Below are 17,170 nucleotides of genomic sequence, written 5' to 3'. Positions count from 1 at the left end.
GCCGATCGAAAAAGGACAACCATGAGTACACAAGCGGATCTCGACCTGTCCACGCACAAGGTCGTCACAGATGAACGACTCAAACGGCAGAAGCCGTTGCAGCGCTTACTGCTCCGGCCGGAGATCGGTGCGCTGTTCGGTGCGATCGCGATCTTCGTCTTCTTCCTGATCGTCGCGCCGCCGTTCCGGACACCAGAGGCGCTCGCGACCGTCCTGTACGCGAGCTCGACGATCGGCATCATGGCGTGCGGTGTCGCGGTCTTGATGATCGGCGGTGAGTTCGACTTGTCGACGGGCGTCGCCGTGACCTTCTCGTCGCTGGCCGCCTCGATGCTCGCCTACAACCTGCATCTCAACGTGTGGTTGGGTGCGTTCCTGGCGTTGATCCTGGCGCTGGGCGTCGGATTCTTCAACGGTTTCCTCGTGATGAAGACGAAGATCCCGTCGTTCCTCATCACGTTGTCGACGTTCCTCATGCTGACCGGCATCAACCTGGCCGTCACGAAATTGGTGACCGGCCAGGTGGCGACGCCGTCCATTTCCGACATGCAGGGTTTCGATTCCGCGCAGCAGGTGTTCGCGTCGTCGTTCACCCTCTTCGGTGTCTCGGTCCGCATCACCGTCGTCTGGTGGATTCTGTTCACCCTTGTCGCGACGTGGGTTCTGATGCGGACCCGGGTGGGGAACTGGGTGTTCGCCGTCGGCGGTAACCAGGACTCCGCACGCGCCGTGGGTGTCCCGGTGACGCGGGTCAAGATCGGCATGTTCATGTTCGTCGGCTTCTGCGCCTGGTTCGTGGGCATGCATCTGCTGTTCGCGTTCGACACGGTGCAGTCCGGTCAGGGCGTCGGCAACGAGTTCTTCTACATCATCGCCGCGGTGGTCGGTGGGTGTCTGCTGACCGGCGGCTACGGCACGGCGGTCGGCGCCGCGATCGGCGCCTTCATCTTCGGCATGGTCAACCAGGGCATCGTGTACGCCGGTTGGAATCCCGACTGGTTCAAGTTCTTCATGGGAGCGATGCTGCTGTTCGCGGTCATCGCCAACAACAGCTTCCGCAACTACGCGGCGAAGAGGTGACGAGGACGATGAGTTCAGCAATCGAGACCCGTTCGGAGTCCGACGCGGACGGCGGCAAGGTGCCGCTGATCGAGTTCCGCGAGGTCGGCAAGTCCTACGGTGCGATCATCGCGCTCAAGGGCATCAACCTGCGCGTGCACGCCGGCGAGGTCACCTGTGTGCTCGGTGACAACGGCGCAGGCAAGTCCACCCTGATCAAGATCATGGCCGGGCTGCATCAGCAGACCGAGGGCGACCTGCTCATCGACGGTGAGCAAACCCATCTCGAATCGCCGAAGCATGCGCTCGGCAAGGGCATCGCGACGGTCTACCAGGACCTCGCGGTGGTCGGGTTGATGCCGGTGTGGCGCAACTTCTTCCTCGGCCAGGAGCTACGCAAGGGGCCCTTCCGGATGCTGGACATCCAGGCGATGCGGGCGACCACCAAGGAAGAGCTGTACAAGATGGGCATCGACCTACCCGATGTGGATGCGCCGATCGGCTCGTTGTCGGGTGGTCAGCGCCAGTGCGTCGCGATCTCCCGGGCCATCTACTTCGGCGCCCGAGTGCTGATCCTCGACGAGCCGACCGCCGCGCTGGGAGTCAAGCAGTCGGGGACCGTGCTGCGGTACATCAACGCGGCCCGGGACCAGGGTTTCGGAGTCGTGTTCATCACGCACAACCCGCACCACGCACACATGGTGGGCGACCACTTCGTCCTGCTGAACCGCGGACGCCAGAAGCTGGACTGCTCCTACGACGAGATCACCCTCGAGGAACTGACCCAGCAGATGGCCGGCGGCGACGAACTCGACACGCTGAGCCACGAGCTACGGCGCTGAGCCGCTGAATCCGCCGCGACGCCCGCCCGGTCGATTCGTCGCCGGGCGGGTCACGCGTGGGATACGTTGTGACACAGGGCTACTTTGTGGCACAGGGATACGTCGTGACACAGTTTGTAGGGCAACAAGAAAGAGGTACGACGATGACGCGCTTGGTCGGTGTGGTGTTCGGTGCGTCGAGTCCGTTCGAAGCCGATCTCGTCGACCGGCTTTACGCCGCGGCCGACGGATTCGGATATCGGCTGACGCTGGGGCTGCACACACCGTCGCGGACTCGCGAGCGCGCCGTCGCCGACCTCGCTGAGCAGGGCTGTGACGCCGTGATCGTGGTGGGGGCCGAGTTCGGCGACCGGTTCGAGGCGGAGGTTCCGCTCGTGGTGGTGGGTGAGCGCTTGCCATCGCTCACCGCGGTCACCGTGGGCACCGACGAATGGCGCGGCGCGCAGTTGGCCGTGCAGCATCTGATCGATCTGGGCCACACCGCAATCGCCCATGTCGAGGGCGGCGATCATCCGTGCGCCTCGGAGCGTCTTCGGGGTTATCTCGGCGCGATGGCGGCGGCCGGGTACCGCGACGAATGCCGAACCCTCGTCGGTGACTACACCGAGGAAGCGGGTGCGCTCGCCGCCGAACGGCTGCTCGCCGAAGGGAATCTGCCGACGGCGGTGTTCCTGGCCAACGACCGGATGGCGATCGGATTCATCGACGTCATGCGCCACAGCGGTGTCCGGGTGCCGCAGGACATGTCGGTCGTCGGCTATGACGACGGACCGCACGCGGTCCTCGGACATCTCAACCTCACCACCGTCCGCCAGGACGTGCCCGGCCTCGCGTCGGCGGCCATCGACGCAGTCTCGGCCGTGGTCGGCGATGCGCCGGCCGGGCCGGACACCGGTGGGTGTGGTTTCTACGGGGCGCTGTCCTTGGACCCCGAATTGATGGTGCGCGGAACGACTGCGCCGCCCGCCGGCGCGCTACCCGACGGGGCACAACCCGACCGCCTGCGGTGGGGCCTGCTCGCCGACGAATGCGACGATCACCTGGTGCACGAACTCGGCACGCCCGGTGTGCTGTCGGGACCCATCGAAGTGGTGGCCAGTGCCTCGACCTCGGTGGCGTGGGAGATCGCCGACCGGCTCGGCATCATGGTCAGCTACGGCATCTACGAAGACCTCATCGACGATCCCGAGATCGACGCCATCTTCATCGCGCTGCCCGGCGACCAGTGCGACACGTGGACGATCAAGGCTCGTGAGGCCGGCAAGCTGGTCCGGGCACGCGACTCCCGCTGAGGGTTCCTCCCCAGGAAACGAAACCCGGGGGAAGAACCGTGCGACGCGCCCGGGAGCCGTTCAGGCGGCGTCGTCGAGCCGGGTGCGTTCCTCGAGCTCCTCGATCGCGTTGCGCGCGAACACCTGCTGTTCGGTGACCGCCAACTGTGTGCGGCTGCGGCTGGTGAACGCGAAGAACCAGTCGACGAGTGTGGTGAACCGGTTGCGGAAGCCCACGAGGTAGACCAGGTGCAGCACCAGCCATCCGATCCAGGCCAGGAAACCCGCGAGCTCGATGTGGCGTGATGTGCCCGGGACGGGGATCTTGGCCACCGCACTGAACCGGGCGATGGTGGCCATGGAGCCCTTGTCCCAGTACGAGAACGGTTTCCGCGCCTCGGGTGGTGTGCCCTTGAGGCCATCCTTGATCGCCGAGGCGGCGTACTTCGCGCCCTGGATCGCACCCTGCGCCATCCCTGGGACGCCGTCGACGGCCATCATGTCGCCGACGACGAAGACTTCGGGATGGTTGGGCACCGTCAGGTCGGGGCCCACCTTCACCCGGCCGGCCCGATCGAGTTCGACGCCGCTCTGCTCGGCCAACTGGCGTCCCAGCGGGCTGGCCGCCACACCGGCCGACCACACCTTGCATTGGCTCTCGATGCGCCGACGCGTGCCGTCGGCGTCGGTGACCACCAGACCGTGGTAGTCCATGTCGACGACCATCGCACCCAGCTGGATGTCGACGCCGTTGCGCGCCAACCGGTCCGTGGCCCGCTTGCTGAGCTTTCCGCCATAGGGCGGCAGCACGGTGGGCGCGGCGTCGAGCAGGATCACCCGGGCATCGGCCGAGTCGATGTTGCGGAACGCGCCACGCAGTGTGCGGTTGGCCATCTCGGCGATCTGCCCGGCCATCTCCACACCGGTGGCACCGGCACCGATCACCACGAAGGTCAGCAGGCGCGCCCGCTCCTCGGGGTCGGTGGACAGTTCGGCCTGCTCGAACGCGCCCAGAATACGGCCACGCAACTCGAGTGCGTCGTCGATGGTCTTGAGGCCCGGGGCGAACTCGGCGAACCGGTCGTTGCCGAAGTAGGACTGATCGGCACCCGCGGCCACGATGAGGCTGTCGTAGGGCGTGGTGGTGACGCGCTCGAGTAGCCGGCTGGTGATGGTGTGACCGTCGAGATCGATGGACTCCACGTCACCGAGCACCACGCGAACGTTGTCCTGCTTGCGCAGGATCACCCGCAGCGGCGGAGCGATCTGTCCCTCGGAGATGACTCCGGTGGCCACCTGATACAGCAGCGGTTGGAACAGGTGATGGGTGGTGCGGGCGATCACCGTGACTTCGACGTCGGCCTTCGCCAGCCGGCGTGCGGCGGTCAGTCCGCCGAAGCCCGATCCGATGATGACGACCCGGTGGCGGGCGTCGTTCATGCCGGTCTGCGTGCGGGAATTCATGGCAACTGTCCTCCAGCGTTCACTGTCGCAGACACCCAGGCGGTCGATGTCTGACTCAGTTCGCTCCACGCCGGTCGATCCCGGCTACGCCAGTCGCGATTTTTGATGCTACCGAACGCAACGGCCGCGGCGCGACCGGATATTCCTCGGGGACCCTCGGTCCACTCACCTCGGGTGCAGACCGATCGACCGGTACGCATCGTCGAGGTAGCGCATGTTCTCCACGGCGTCGTCGAGGTCGATGGGCAGTTCGGTGCCGTTGCGCACGGCATCGGCGAACGCCTCGAGCTGATAGGTGTAGGTCGACCGGGTGCCCAGCCGCTCGACCTGCACTGTGCCGTCCCGCGACGACACGATCGTCAGTCGGTCGTCCCGGTTCGGCGCCAGGTAGTCGTGCAGGTACAGACTTCCCTCGTCACCCACGATCTGCAGGCTGAACACAAACTCGCCGGCCACCATCGACACGGCGTGGCGGCACTGCGCGCCGTTCGGGTAGCCGAGGTCCAGCACGCACGACTCGTCGACCTGCGGGTCGCGCAGAGCGGCTGTGCCGCCGATGATCTCGGGCGGACCGCCGCACCACCGACCCAGCACGCGGGACACGTGCAGCGAGTAGCATCCGAGATCCATCAGTGCGCCGCCGGCGAGGTCGTAGGACCAGCGCGGGTCGGTGGCTGCGGGCGACGGCATGGCCATCACCACTTCGATGTGCCGCACCGTACCGATCGCGCCCGCGTCGAGCAGCTCGGCGGTTCGCGCCATCAGGGGATGGAACACATAGTGAAACCCTTCGAGGACCGGCACACCGGCAGCACGCGCCTCCGCGGCCACCTCACGTGCCTCGGACTCGTTGCGGGCAAACGGTTTCTCCGACAGGACAGGTTTGCCGGCCCGGACCGCGGCGAGGTTCCACGGGCCGTGCAACGCGTTGGCCAGGGGGTTGTAGATCACGTCGACGTCGGGGTCGGCGATCACGTCGTCGTAGGTGTCGTGGACGCGTTCGACGCCGTACTTGTCGGCGAACCCGGCGGCCCGGTCACGGTCGCGCGCGGCGACGGCGACCAGTCGGTGGCCGAGTTCGCGTGCGGGCCCCACGATCGCCGACTCGGCGATCCGGGACGCGCCCAAGACACCGATCCGAAGCGGTCGCACCGGTTCGTTCACGCCCGCACCGGACGCTGTGCCGCCTTGCGCAGGAACGACATCGACACCGCGACGTTGCCGGCGGCGGCATCGCCGTCGGCCTCGTCACCCAGGATGGTGTCCTGCTCGAGCACGTACCACCCGTCGAACCCGGCGTCGACCAATGTCGACACGACCTCGCCGACCTTGGCCTCACCGGCGCCGAGCGGCACGTACATACCCTGTGCGACGGCGTCGGTGTAGGTGATCTCGCCGCGTTGCACCTGCTCGGCGAGGTCGACCTTGACGTCCTTGAGGTGGGCGTGGGTGATCCGATGGGTGTACGCCCGGGTCACCTCGAGCGGATCGGTGCCCCCGATCAGCAGATGCCCGGTGTCGAGGCACAGCCCGATCGACGAGTTCTCCAGCACGCGGTAGACCTCGTCACGCCTTTCGATCATCGTGCCGACGTGTGGGTGCAGCGCAGCGGTGACGCCGCGGCGCCGGGCGAGTTCATCGAGTCGGTCGACGTTGGCCAGCAACGCGTTCCACTCGTCTTCGGAAAGGTCGGGCCGAGCGTCGTAGCCATCGACACCGGTGGCCGCGGCGAGGACGAGGACGTCGCCGCCGGAGGTCTCCAGCCGGTCGAGGACGGCCTCGACCGCCGGTGCGGGGTCGTGGTCGGGCCGGTGCAGCACCACCGGCACGAACGATCCGACGCAGCGCAGGTCGTAGGTCGCCAGCGTGTCACGAAGCTCGGCGGGGGAGGTGGGCAGAAAGCCCTCGGGGCCGGTCTCGGCCGCGGTGACGCCGAGTTCGCGCATCTCACCGAGTACCCGTTCCGGACTGAGCTGGTGTCCCCAGCCGGGGACTTCGCAGACGCCCCAGGAGATCGGCGCCGCGGCGATGCGGATGTCGTTGGTGCTCATCGGAGAATCCTACTCATTGTGTGTTCGCGGAATGTCTGAATCGGGTGCGGGCAACCGGCCGCGTCATCGGGCGCTCGGTACGAGCGCATCTCTGATCTCGTCGACGGTGACGGGTCGGTGCGTCGCGACGGATCGGGTGGCCGCCTCGGCGATCAGCGCCACCTCGAGCGCATCGTGCACGGTGCACGCCGACGAGGTCGTCGGTGTCGGGTCGATCGTTGTCGCGCAGAATGCGGCGAGCTCGGCGCGGTAGGCGGCCGCGAAGCGGTCCATGAAGAATCCGTGTGGCGCCGAGGCCGGGAAACCGCAGTCGGGCTGCAGGTTCCGTACCGGGGTTCCGGGATCCCAGCCGGCGACGACGGAGTCCTTGCTGCCGTGTACCTCGAGCCGACAGTCGTATCCGCGTGCGTTGTATCGACTCACCGACACCACGCCGGTGCTGCCACCGGCGAAGCGGAGCAGCACAGACGCGGAGTCGACATCGCCGACGTCGGCGAAGAACGGATCGCCCTGATTGCTGCCCATGGCGTACACCTCGACCACCTCGTCTGCGAGAAGCCAACGGACGGTGTCGAAATCGTGGACCGCGCAGTCGCGGAAGATGCCGCCCGATGCGGCGATGTACTCGGCGGGTGGCGGGGCCGGGTCCAGCGTGGTGGAACGGACCGTGGTGATGAAGCCCAGTTCGCCGCCGGCCACCGCTGAGCGGGCGGCCGCCATGGCGGGGTCGAAGCGCCGGTTGTAGCCGATTGTCACCGGAACGTCGGCGTCTCCGACCCGGGCGACGACCGCGGCCGAGTCGCTCACCGACAGCGCGATGGGCTTCTCGCACAGGGTAGGGACACCTGCTGTCACGGCCTTGTCGATCAGTGCGGCGTGCGTCGGTGTCGCGCTGGCGATGACCACGGCATCGACGCCTGCGTTCAGCATTGCGTCGGCATCGGACGCCGCGCGCGCCGATGCCAGCCGATCGGTGGTGGCGGCGATCGCTGCCGGGTTCGCGTCGGTCACCACGATCTCGTCGACCATCGGCAACGCCGTCAACGTGTCGGCGTGGAACCCGCCGATCCGCCCGAGTCCGATGACCCCTACGGTCAATCCCATCAGTCGATACCTCCCATCACGATCTGGTCCCAGTCGATGACCGATCCGGTGACCACGCCGCTGCGATCGGACAGCAGAAAGATGACGAACTCGGCGATCTCGTCGGGTTGGCCGAGTTTGCCCATCGGTACCGACGCGTTTGCCTGCTCGATCCAGGTGTCGTCGGCGCCGTGGAACCGTTTCTGGATGTCCGCCTCGCCGTCGGTCTCGGTCCATCCGATGTTGAGTCCGTTGATCCGGACGCGGTCCCAGCGATGCGCGTGGGCGGCGTTCTTGGTCAGTCCGATCAGTCCGGCCTTCGACGACACGTATGGCGCGAGGTAGGGCTGGCCGCCGTGCGACGACATCGTGATGATGTTGACGATGCTGCCCGGGGCCTTGCGGCCGATCATGTCGGCCACCGCGGCCTGCATGGTGAAGAAGGGCGCTCGCAGATTGACGGCGACGTGACTGTCGAACAGCTCAGGTGTGGTGTCGAGCAGAGTGCCGCGTGAGGTCGTGCCCGCGGCATTCACCAGGCAGTCGATCCGACCGAACTCGGCGATGGTCGCCGCGACCGTGTCGGTCGCCGCCCGCGGATCGGTGAGGTCGGCCTGCACGAATCGTACTGGGGCGCTGTCGAATTCGGATTCGAGTTGTTTACCCATTTCGGCGTTGCGACCGCTGAAGGCGACCGATGCGCCGGCCTGCACGGCGGCGCGGACGATCGCCGCTCCGACGCCCTGGGTGCCGCCACTGACCAACACGGTCTTGCCTGCCAACAGGTGTCGGTCGTCGTGGGGATAATCAGCCATGAGGCGATGTCCTTGTCTCGAGGGTCACGCGATGTGTCGGGCGTCCAGAGCGGACAGTTCGGTGTCGAAGCGTTGCGGGTCGAAGCCGTCGGCGACGGCCCGTGCGAACAGCTCGGCCTGCGACTCGCCGGTCAGTCCGGTCAACGGCTGGTCCAGGTCGAGGTTGCTCGGGAAGGCGTAGCCCTCGGCGGAGGCTGCGATCACGTTCGCGACGGCGCGGGTGTGGCCGGCGGCAGCGAGTTCGCGCACCGACGGGTAGATCCGGCGCATGATGGCCGAGCGGTCCACGGCATCCATCGCGCGTCCGAAGGCCGACGAGATCTGCAGCAGGTTCGCCATCCGCTTGATGTCGGGCGACGTGTTGTGGCCGGCTGCGTGGAACAACGCCGGGTTGAAGAACACAGCGTCGCCGGCCCGTAGGGGCAGCTGAACGTAGTTCTGGGCGAAGTATTCGCGGAACTCCGGCAGGTTGAAGGCGAGATACCCCTGCTCGTAGGTCTGCGAGTAGGGCAGATACATCGTGGGGCCGGATTCGATCGGCATGTCCACGTGTGCGACCGCGCCCTGCAGTGTCAGTGCGGGGGACAGGCGGTGGATGTGCGCACGGAACGTTGCGGCGGTCGCGGTGGACATGAACCCGAGGTGGTAGTCGCGGTGCGGGTTCTGTGCCTCGCCGCCCGGGTTGACCACGTTGATCGCCGACGTCACCTGATACCAGGGCCCCAGCCAGGCCTCGCTGATCAGGGCGAGAACGTCGTTGGCGTAGTAGCGGGTGAACAGTTCCGGTGAGCGTTCGGCGAACTTCTGCAGGGCGTTCCAGATACGGTCGTTGGCGCCGGGCTTCGCGAAATGATCGCCGTTGGCGACGCCGGCGGCACGCTGATCGGCGATGATCTCGGTGAAGACGTCGGTGGACTCGGCCAGGCCGTGCCGGTCGTCGAACGCACCGGAGAAGACGACGATGCCCGGTCCGTTGAGCAGCGCGTCGGCCAGCTCGTCGGCGAGTGCGGCCCGGGCGTCTCCGGTCGGCGCGGTGACCGCGGCGGCGTCGTAGAAGAGGACACCACGTTCGGTGCGCACGGCGTGCGGATAGTCGGCCAGGTCGGTGGTCCGGCGGGTCGCGATGATGAAGTCGTCGAGGCTGCATTCGCTTTCGGTGATCCGATTCGCGCGGGGTGCGCCCGCAGGTCTGATCTGCTCCGCGCTGGGCATCGTCATCGCGTGCGTTCCTCTCGGGTCGAGGTGGATGAGGCGGATCGGGAGGGGCGATTCCGTCGCGATCACGTCACCAACAATGGCAAGATCCTATTGTCTGGACAAGAGCGTATTTCCATCAAGAATCCCTCAGGAGTGGGCTGTGCCACATCGTTATCCGGTGCGCGAGATCGCCCGCCAGGCCGGCGTCAGCGAAGCGACGGTCGATCGCGTCCTGCACCGCCGCCCGGGCGTTCGTGAAGGCACCGTGCTGCAGGTCGAACAGGCGATCGCCGACCTCGACGGACAGCGCACCCAGCTGCGTCTCTCGGGTCGCCGGTTCCTCATCGACCTGGTCATGGAGACTCCGCGTCAGTTCTCCGGGCTGGTGCGCGATGCGCTCGAGCAGGAGCTGCCGGGACTGCGTCCGGCGGTGATGCGTGCCCGGTTCCACCTCCGCGAGACGTGGGACACCGCCGAACTGATCGCGCAACTGGACGTGATCGCCCGTCAAGGCAGTCACGGAGTGGTTCTCAAGGCACCGGACACTCCGGAGGTGGCCGCTGCGATCGGTCGGCTCACCGCCGCGCGGATTCCGGTGATCACCCTGGTGACCGACGTCCCGATGAGCACCCGGATCGCCTACGTCGGGATGGACAACCGTGCCGCGGGGGCCACCGCCGCGTACCTCATCTGCCAATGGCTGCGGCACACGAAGACCGACGTCCTGGTCATCACGAGCAGCGCCATGTTCCGGGGTGAGGAAGAACGCGAGATGGGTTTCCGGTCGGCGATGCGAACCTACGACCCGCACCGCCGGATCATCGAGGTCACCGACTCGGACGGGCTCGATGAGACCTGCGGCCCGCTGACCGCACGCGCTCTCGCCGCCAATCCGTCGGTGGGCGCGGTGTACTCGATCGGTGGCGGCAACCGCGGCATCGTCGAGGCGTTCGCTGCCGCCGGCCGGTCCTGCGAGGTCTTCATCGGCCACGACCTCGGCGACGCGAATCGCACCCTGCTGCTCAGTGGGCACCTCACCGCCGTCCTGCACCACGACCTGCGCGCGGACATGCGCCAGATCGCGCAGCTGGTGATGCGGTATCACGGTGCGCTACCGGGAGATCAGCGGCCGACGACGTCGGGAATCCAGGTGATCACGCCCCACAACCTGCCCGCAGGCTGACGACGAGGCTGCAGCGCCGCCCGGGACCGCCATCGCCGATACAGTGAGTCGGCCGCACAACTGCTCGGGGAAGGGGACAGCCGCATGAGCTCGACCGACGATGCGGACCATCACGATGCCGACCAGTCGGCGGTGTCCGCGGACAGCATGCGCCCCAGCACCACCGCCGAGCTGCACCCCGACCGCGCCGAAGGCGTCGTCTACCTGAAGCTGATCGGGCTCGGCGCCGTCATCGGCATCCCGGCCGCCCTGCTGGCGTGGGGATTCCTCGGCCTGGTGCACTGGCTCGAGGAGCTGCTGTGGACGGAGCTGCCGCGGCATCTCGGTGCCGACGAGGCGCCCTGGTACCTGGTGCTCGGCCTCCCGTTGGCCGGCGCCATCGTGGTGGCGGCCGCGACCGCGTTTCTGCCTGGTGGTGGCGGGCATTCACCGCTCGACGGCGTCGGCGTGACCCCCACCCCGTGGCAGTACGCCCCCGGGATCGCACTGGCCGCACTGGGCACGCTCGCGTTCGGCGCGGTGCTCGGCCCCGAAGCGCCGCTCATCGCGCTCGGCTCGGCCGTCGGCATGGTCGTGGTCCCGTTCGTCCGCATCCCCGAGCAGGGACAACGGGTGCTCGCGACCGCGGGGTCGTTCTCGGCGGTGTCGGCGTTGTTCGGCGGGCCGCTCGTGGCCGGCCTGTTGCTGCTCGAGGCCGGTCTCGCCGCCGGTGCCGCGCTGTTGCCCGCATTGTTGCCCGGCCTGGTGGCCGCTGCCGTCGGCTACGTCGTCTTCATCGGCCTCGGTGACTGGGGCGGCCTGGGTGTCATGTCGATGGCGGTCCCGGAGATGCCGGACTACGTGGGTACCCGGGTGGTGGATCTGCTGCTGGCGATCGTCGTCGGTGTGCTGGCGAGTCTGATCATGTTCCAGGTCAAGAAGTCCGGCGAGTTCGTCGACCGGGCGGCGTCGAAGAACAAGCGCCGCCGCTACGGGTTGCTCGTGCTCGGTGGCCTGGCGGTGGGGCTGCTGGCGTTGACCGCCCGCGCTCTCGGCGCCGACATCGACGACGTCCTGTTCTCCGGCCAGAGCGCGGTCCCCATGGTGCTGGCCGAGACGGGCGTGGGCGCGCTCGTGGTGATCATCGCGTTCAAGGCGATCGCGTATGCGGTGTGCCTGGGCTGTGGATTCCGTGGTGGTCCGGTGTTCCCGGCGATCTTCATCGGCGTGGCGATCGCGTCGATCGGCTGCTTGCTGTTCGACTGCTCGATCACCTGGGCGCTGGCGGTCGGGGCGGCCGCCGGAATGACTGCCGGGACCGGATTCGTGTTCAGCGCGTTGCTCTTCAGCATGTTGTTGACCGGTTCGGTCGGGCTCGATGCGGTGCCGGCCGCGGTGCTCGGCGTCATCGCCGCGTGGCTGACGACCGCTGCGCTGTCGCGCCGCCGGGACGCCGGCGGATCGGTGGCCGAGTCGGTCTCCTGATCGGATGGTGCAGCCGACGAATCCACGCCGACCGCATTTTGTTATGACATACTGACACGATGGCGGCCCAGATCATGCAGATTCCGGTCGAGCTCGACCGGTCGACTCCGGTCCCGCTCTACCACCAGCTCGCACAGGCCATCGAGGCTGCGATCGTCCGCGGCGATCTCGCGCCGGGCGACCGGCTGGAGAACGAACTCGACCTGGCCGGCCGGCTCAAGCTGTCTCGTCCCACCATCCGTCAGGCGATTCAGGAACTCGTCGACAAGGGTGTCGTGGTGCGCAAGCGCGGGGTGGGCACCCAGGTGGTGCAGAACCCGGTCCACCGTTCCGTGGAACTCACCAGCCTCTACGACGACCTGTCGACGGCCGGAATGCATCCCACCACCCAGCTGCTGGAGTACCGCATCGGTACCCCCGACGACGAACTGCGCATCGAACTGGGTCTGCCGGTCGGCGCGGAGGCGGTCACGGTGAAGCGCCTGCGCCGCGCCGGCGGTGAACCGCTGGCACTGATGATCAATCACCTGCCCGCCGAGATCTGCCCGCCCGCAGGCGAACTCGAGGACGGTGGTCTGTACAAGGGGCTGCGCAGCCGCGGTGTGCACATCCGGCTGGCCCGTCAGCGTATCGGTGCACGAGCAGCCGACGAAGAGGAAGCCGCACTGCTGGGTGACGAGCCGGGCGCGCCGTTGTTGACCATGCAGCGCACCGCGTTCGATGACGCCGGCAAGGTCGTGGAGGTCGGTCGGCACGCGTATCGCGCGGATCGGTATTTCTTCGAGACGACGGTGGTGGATCGCTGAGTCGATTCACGGTGCGGTGTGGTCGGCGGGAGTGCATGCGTGGTGGCGACCTACGTTCGACCAGGCAAGTCGTCACGGTGTCGCGGCCAACGCAGAGGGCTAATCCGGACCGGGGGATTCGGAGGGATGTCGGGCGGCGATCGGAGGACGTGAGCCGATGTTGCGTGGCCCTGTGGATTCGCGGATGACCAACCGGGCAGGGAACTGCACGGAGGGCGCTGACCTGTGCTCGGGTTCGTCGAGAACTCTCAGCAACATGCGTGCCGCTTCTGCTCCCATTGCGTAGTGGTCGACGGCGACGGTCGTGAGGGGTGGATAGACCAAGTCGGCGGTCGGGACGTCGCTGTATCCGACGACGCTTATCCCGCGGGGGCAATCGATGTTGCGCTCGCGGAGCTCTTTGAGCACTCCAAAAGTGACAAGGTCGTTGAATCCGACGATTGCTGTGCAGTCAGTGGTCTCGATCAGGTGTCCGGCAGCCTTTCGACCCTGCGCGGCATCGATGTGGTCGACGGCGACTACGAGATCTTCATCCACTGGCACGTTGTGATCCAGCAACGCGGCCCGGTAACCGCGTACGCGTGCTTTGGCGGTGCTGACCATGGGCGGCCCGGCGATCAGCCCGATGCGCGAATGGCCCAATTCAACAAGGTGATCGATGATCTGGTGCATCCCGAGATCGTCATTGCTGATCACCTCCGGTTCGGAAGCGAGTTCCGATGCGCGCAGGAGGTTCACGACCGGCGCCACCTTGGTGAAGCGACTCGAGCCGTCCGGATCGCCCACGGTCGAAGTGGTGACGATGAGGCCATCGACCCTGCGGGCCTCGAGATTACGAAGATGGGTGATCTCGCGCTCGCGGTCGTTGTTGGTGTCCACGATGAGCGTTGAGTAGCCTGCGGCAGAAGCGATGTCGTCGATTCCTCGGAGCATTTGGGCGAAGAGTGGGACCGCGAGATCGCCGATGATCACTCCGATCGAGTAGCTTCGCGCTGACGCCAAGCTTCGTGCGACGCTGTTGGGTAGGTAGTTCAGCTCTTCGGCGGCTTTCCGGACGCGATCGAGCGTCTCCTGACTGACCAGGTTTCGGGTGCGTTCGTTGAGCGCGCGCGACACCGTGGCGGGATGGACGTTGGCAAGTCTGGCGACGTCCTCCAGTCGTGCGCGCATGAAACTCCTCCATGTTGTCGGTGTCACTTTCGTTCGTCACCCAGCATATGAGACATGCAAGAGGATTGCGAGCGCATGCAGTCGTTCCGTCGGTTTTCGATGGTGTTGTCTCTTCGAATGGCATTGGCCCAGGTTGTTCGCTAAGCCAAATGCGCAGCGGGTCGGGACTTGACAGCAAGCGCTTGCATTGCCACTCTGTATGCGAGCGCTTGCAAGTGATGCGGCGCACACCTCGAAGTCAGGAGATAGATGTGTCACGGACAGTGGTCGACAGTGCCCCGTTGATGCAGGTGAAAGGGATCAGCAAGACCTTCGGCGGCACCAGGGCCCTCGAGAATGTCTCGATCGATTTCTACGCGGGCGAGGTGCACGCGTTGCTCGGTGAGAACGGGGCGGGCAAGAGCACGCTGATGAAAGTCATCGCAGGTGTTCATTCGGCCGACGAAGGTGAGTTGGTCGGTTCGCGCGGCCAAGAACTCGATGTGGCCATGGTGTTTCAAGAACTGTCCGTGGTGCCGGAGATGTCGGTGCGCGAGAACATGGAGATCAGCCGTTTCGAGAACCGCCGGGTCTTCGTTGACCATCGAGCACTCGAGCCGGGTCTCCGATCGGCGCTTGAGTCGGCAGGTCTTGGCGATCTCGATCTTGATATGCCGGTCGAAGCGCTCCCGCTCGCTCAACGACAGTTGCTGGAGATCGCGCGTGGGCTGTACGCCGACGCCAAGGTTTTGATTCTCGACGAGCCTACGGCCACCCTGTCCGATATCGAGATCGAGCGCGTTCACGGAGTCGTCCGCAATCTCGTGGAGCAGGGACACGGAATCGTGTACATCACCCACCGATTGGGCGAGGTGTTCGCGCTCGCCGATCGCATCACGATCATGCGGTCCGGTACGGTCGTCGCGTCCGCGCCAACGGCGAACTTCACCATGAACGAAGTCGTGACTATGATGCTCGGTCACGAACACACCTCCGTTGCAGCGGAACCGGTTGGTGGGTTGCCGCCGGTGAGCGACCGCCGGCGGGTCGGGGTCCACGGTCTGAGCGCGGCGCATCAGTTCACCGACGTGTCGTTCGAGATCCGCGCAGGTGAGGTCCTGACCGTGTTCGGTCAGATCGGTTCCGGTGCGGACCAAGTGATTCGAGCGCTCGCGGGATTCGTGAACATTGCGTCCGGCACCGTCGCCATCGATGGCGAGAAAGTGCATCTGAACTCACGGCCCGCTTCTCAAGCGGACGGCATTGCCTACGTGTCCGCCGACCGCACCGTCGAAGGAGTCTTCTTGGACTCATCAGTGACCGGAAACATCAGTTCCGGAGCATTGGAGAAGGTGTCACGCCGCGGATTGCTGAGCGCGCGGCGCGAGCGAAGGCTCGCGACAGAGTACGCAGGTTTGGTCGCTTTCGACACTGAGCGCGTTGGCATGCCCGTGGGTGCACTGAGCGGCGGTAACCAGCAGAAGATCGCCATCGCTCGTGCGTTGGCAACCTCGCCCAGAGTGCTGGTACTCAACGAACCGACGCGAGGGGTGGATGTGGGGGCGCGTGCCGAGATCTACAAGGTGATCAGGGCACTGGCTCACCAGAACGTGGCCGTGATCGTCTATTCGAGCGACATCGTCGAACTTCGCGAGCTCGGAGATCGGGTCATCACAATGTTTCGTGGTCGCGTCGTCGGCGATCGTCCCATCAGGAGCGTCGACGACGCCGCGCTGCTGTCCGAAATCCTGCATGGAGTAGCAGCATGACCTCATCGCAACTCAATCCGGCGAAAGCCGCGAGTGTCGGTCCCGCCAAGGTCGACTCTCGACCACGAGTGCGAGTCTCGATGCCGAACCTCACCGGCCCGGCCGTGATCGTCGCGTTCACCGTCCTTCTGTTCGTCCTTGCGTCATTGTTCGTTTCCGGATTCGCCACAGCTAACAACCTTCGTGCACTGTTCTTGTCGGTCTCGCTGGTTGGGATCGCCGCCGTCGGAATGAGCATGATCACCATCGTGGGACGGATGTTCTCGTTGTCGCTCAGTGCGGTGGTCGCCACGTCGGCGATCATATTTGCGGGGACTCTTCACCTCGGGCCGTGGACCGCCATGGGGCTGTCTCTCGTATTCGGTGCGCTGACGGGCGTGGTCCAAGGCGTCCTCGTCGGAGTCGCGAAGACCAATCCCATCGTCACAACCATCGCGGCCGCGGCGATCATTCTGGGTGTCGCCCAACTGGTCACCGGCGGACTCAACGTCATCGGTCAAGGCGACTCGTCGGTATTTGCCTCGATGATCTTCGGCGCGATCCCACTCGAGGTGGTGATCTTCGTTGCGGTGGCGGGCCTCTCCGCCGTACTCCATCGCTATACGACGATCGGTCGCGGCATCACACTGATCGGCCTGAACGAAAGGGCCTCAGCGGTTGCGGGACTCCGCGCTTGGCCGCGAGTCCTCTCGGCTTTCGTGATATCGGGCACCCTTGCCGCACTGGCCGGTGCGCTACTCGCATCTGAATCGGGGCAGGGCAATCTGACCCTGGGTGCCAGCTACGGATTCGACGCCATCATCGCTGTGGTGGTCGGCGGGATCAGTGTCAAAGGCGGGCGTGGCAACCCCATGAACGCGGCAGTCGGCGCCCTTCTGGTCGGCCTGCTCGCCAACATGCTTGTCCTCATGGGTCTTTCGTATGAAGACCAACTCATCTTCCAGGGCATCCTGGTGCTCATCGCGGTCGTCGTCACCGGAGCCACCACGAAGTCTGCAGCTGCCGGAAAGCGGTGAC

At 66.1% G+C, this 17,170-nt stretch carries 15 protein-coding genes and 1 riboswitch; of the genes, 8 read left to right on the top strand and 7 right to left on the bottom strand.

What is annotated here, in order from left to right; all coding sequences use genetic code 11:
- The first annotated feature begins 21 nt into the window (after positions 1–21).
- The 3 genes from VZC37_RS11470 (at position 22) to VZC37_RS11460 (ending at position 3,193) form a co-directional block, all read left to right on the top strand.
- Positions 22–1,080, top strand: a complete 1,059-nt coding sequence (locus VZC37_RS11470; protein ID WP_330432631.1) for an ABC transporter permease — start codon at positions 22–24, stop codon at positions 1,078–1,080.
- An 8-nt stretch (positions 1,081–1,088) separates the two neighbouring features.
- Positions 1,089–1,901, top strand: a complete 813-nt coding sequence (locus tag VZC37_RS11465) for an ATP-binding cassette domain-containing protein (protein ID WP_330432630.1) — start codon at positions 1,089–1,091, stop codon at positions 1,899–1,901.
- A 143-nt stretch (positions 1,902–2,044) separates the two neighbouring features.
- Entirely contained in the window at positions 2,045–3,193 is a 1,149-nt protein-coding gene (locus tag VZC37_RS11460; RefSeq protein WP_330432629.1) for a LacI family DNA-binding transcriptional regulator, read from the top strand.
- 60 nt (positions 3,194–3,253) lie between these two features.
- Here VZC37_RS11460 and VZC37_RS11455 read toward each other — a convergent pair whose 3' ends face one another.
- The 6 genes from VZC37_RS11455 to VZC37_RS11430 form a co-directional block, all read right to left on the bottom strand.
- Entirely contained in the window at positions 3,254–4,636 is a 1,383-nt protein-coding gene (locus tag VZC37_RS11455; protein WP_330432628.1) for an NAD(P)/FAD-dependent oxidoreductase, read from the bottom strand.
- A gap of 26 nt (positions 4,637–4,662) precedes the next feature.
- Positions 4,663–4,743: riboswitch (ZMP/ZTP riboswitch) on the bottom strand.
- Positions 4,744–4,801: 58 nt separating this feature from the next.
- Entirely contained in the window at positions 4,802–5,800 is a 999-nt protein-coding gene (locus tag VZC37_RS11450; protein ID WP_330432627.1) for a Gfo/Idh/MocA family protein, read from the bottom strand.
- Positions 5,797–6,687, bottom strand: a complete 891-nt coding sequence (locus VZC37_RS11445) for a sugar phosphate isomerase/epimerase family protein (RefSeq protein ID WP_330432626.1) — start codon at positions 6,685–6,687, stop codon at positions 5,797–5,799. Before VZC37_RS11445 ends, VZC37_RS11450 begins: the two co-directional genes overlap by 4 nt.
- Before the next feature lie 63 nt (positions 6,688–6,750).
- Positions 6,751–7,791: a Gfo/Idh/MocA family protein gene (locus VZC37_RS11440; protein WP_330432625.1), complete on the bottom strand. Its 1,041-nt coding sequence runs from the start codon at positions 7,789–7,791 to the stop codon at positions 6,751–6,753.
- Complete coding sequence (locus tag VZC37_RS11435) at positions 7,791–8,585, bottom strand: SDR family oxidoreductase (protein WP_330432624.1); 795 nt, start codon at positions 8,583–8,585, stop codon at positions 7,791–7,793. The genes VZC37_RS11440 and VZC37_RS11435 overlap by 1 nt, the downstream gene beginning before the upstream one ends.
- A 24-nt stretch (positions 8,586–8,609) precedes the next feature.
- On the bottom strand, positions 8,610–9,803 hold the full coding sequence (locus VZC37_RS11430) for a phytanoyl-CoA dioxygenase family protein (RefSeq protein WP_330432623.1): 1,194 nt from the start codon (positions 9,801–9,803) through the stop codon (positions 8,610–8,612).
- A gap of 139 nt (positions 9,804–9,942) precedes the next feature.
- Here VZC37_RS11430 and VZC37_RS11425 point away from each other — a divergent pair, with 139 nt between their 5' ends.
- The 3 genes from VZC37_RS11425 to VZC37_RS11415 all read left to right on the top strand — a co-directional run bounded on the left by VZC37_RS11425 (position 9,943) and on the right by VZC37_RS11415 (position 13,235).
- Positions 9,943–10,965: a LacI family DNA-binding transcriptional regulator gene (locus VZC37_RS11425; RefSeq protein ID WP_330432622.1), complete on the top strand. Its 1,023-nt coding sequence runs from the start codon at positions 9,943–9,945 to the stop codon at positions 10,963–10,965.
- An 84-nt stretch (positions 10,966–11,049) separates the two neighbouring features.
- On the top strand, positions 11,050–12,429 hold the full coding sequence (locus tag VZC37_RS11420) for a chloride channel protein (RefSeq protein ID WP_330432621.1): 1,380 nt from the start codon (positions 11,050–11,052) through the stop codon (positions 12,427–12,429).
- Between the two features lie 74 nt (positions 12,430–12,503).
- Entirely contained in the window at positions 12,504–13,235 is a 732-nt protein-coding gene (locus tag VZC37_RS11415; protein ID WP_330433128.1) for a GntR family transcriptional regulator, read from the top strand.
- Positions 13,236–13,334: 99 nt separating this feature from the next.
- Here VZC37_RS11415 and VZC37_RS11410 read toward each other — a convergent pair whose 3' ends face one another.
- Positions 13,335–14,405 carry a LacI family DNA-binding transcriptional regulator gene (locus VZC37_RS11410; RefSeq protein WP_330432620.1) on the bottom strand — a complete coding sequence of 357 codons (1,071 nt, stop codon included), beginning with the start codon at positions 14,403–14,405 and terminating at the stop codon, positions 13,335–13,337.
- A 284-nt stretch (positions 14,406–14,689) separates the two neighbouring features.
- Here VZC37_RS11410 and VZC37_RS11405 point away from each other — a divergent pair, with 284 nt between their 5' ends.
- Both VZC37_RS11405 and VZC37_RS11400 read left to right on the top strand, forming a co-directional pair.
- Positions 14,690–16,153, top strand: a complete 1,464-nt coding sequence (locus VZC37_RS11405; protein WP_330433127.1) for a sugar ABC transporter ATP-binding protein — start codon at positions 14,690–14,692, stop codon at positions 16,151–16,153.
- Positions 16,150–17,169, top strand: a complete 1,020-nt coding sequence (locus tag VZC37_RS11400) for an ABC transporter permease (protein ID WP_330432619.1) — start codon at positions 16,150–16,152, stop codon at positions 17,167–17,169. Before VZC37_RS11405 ends, VZC37_RS11400 begins: the two co-directional genes overlap by 4 nt.
- Position 17,170: the final 1 nt, after the last annotated feature.

This window comes from Gordonia sesuvii (assembly GCF_036350415.1).
In the GTDB taxonomy this organism is placed as follows: domain Bacteria; phylum Actinomycetota; class Actinomycetes; order Mycobacteriales; family Mycobacteriaceae; genus Gordonia; species Gordonia sesuvii.
Note: the sequence above shows the minus strand (reverse complement) of the source record. Positions and strands in the feature narration are given on the sequence as shown.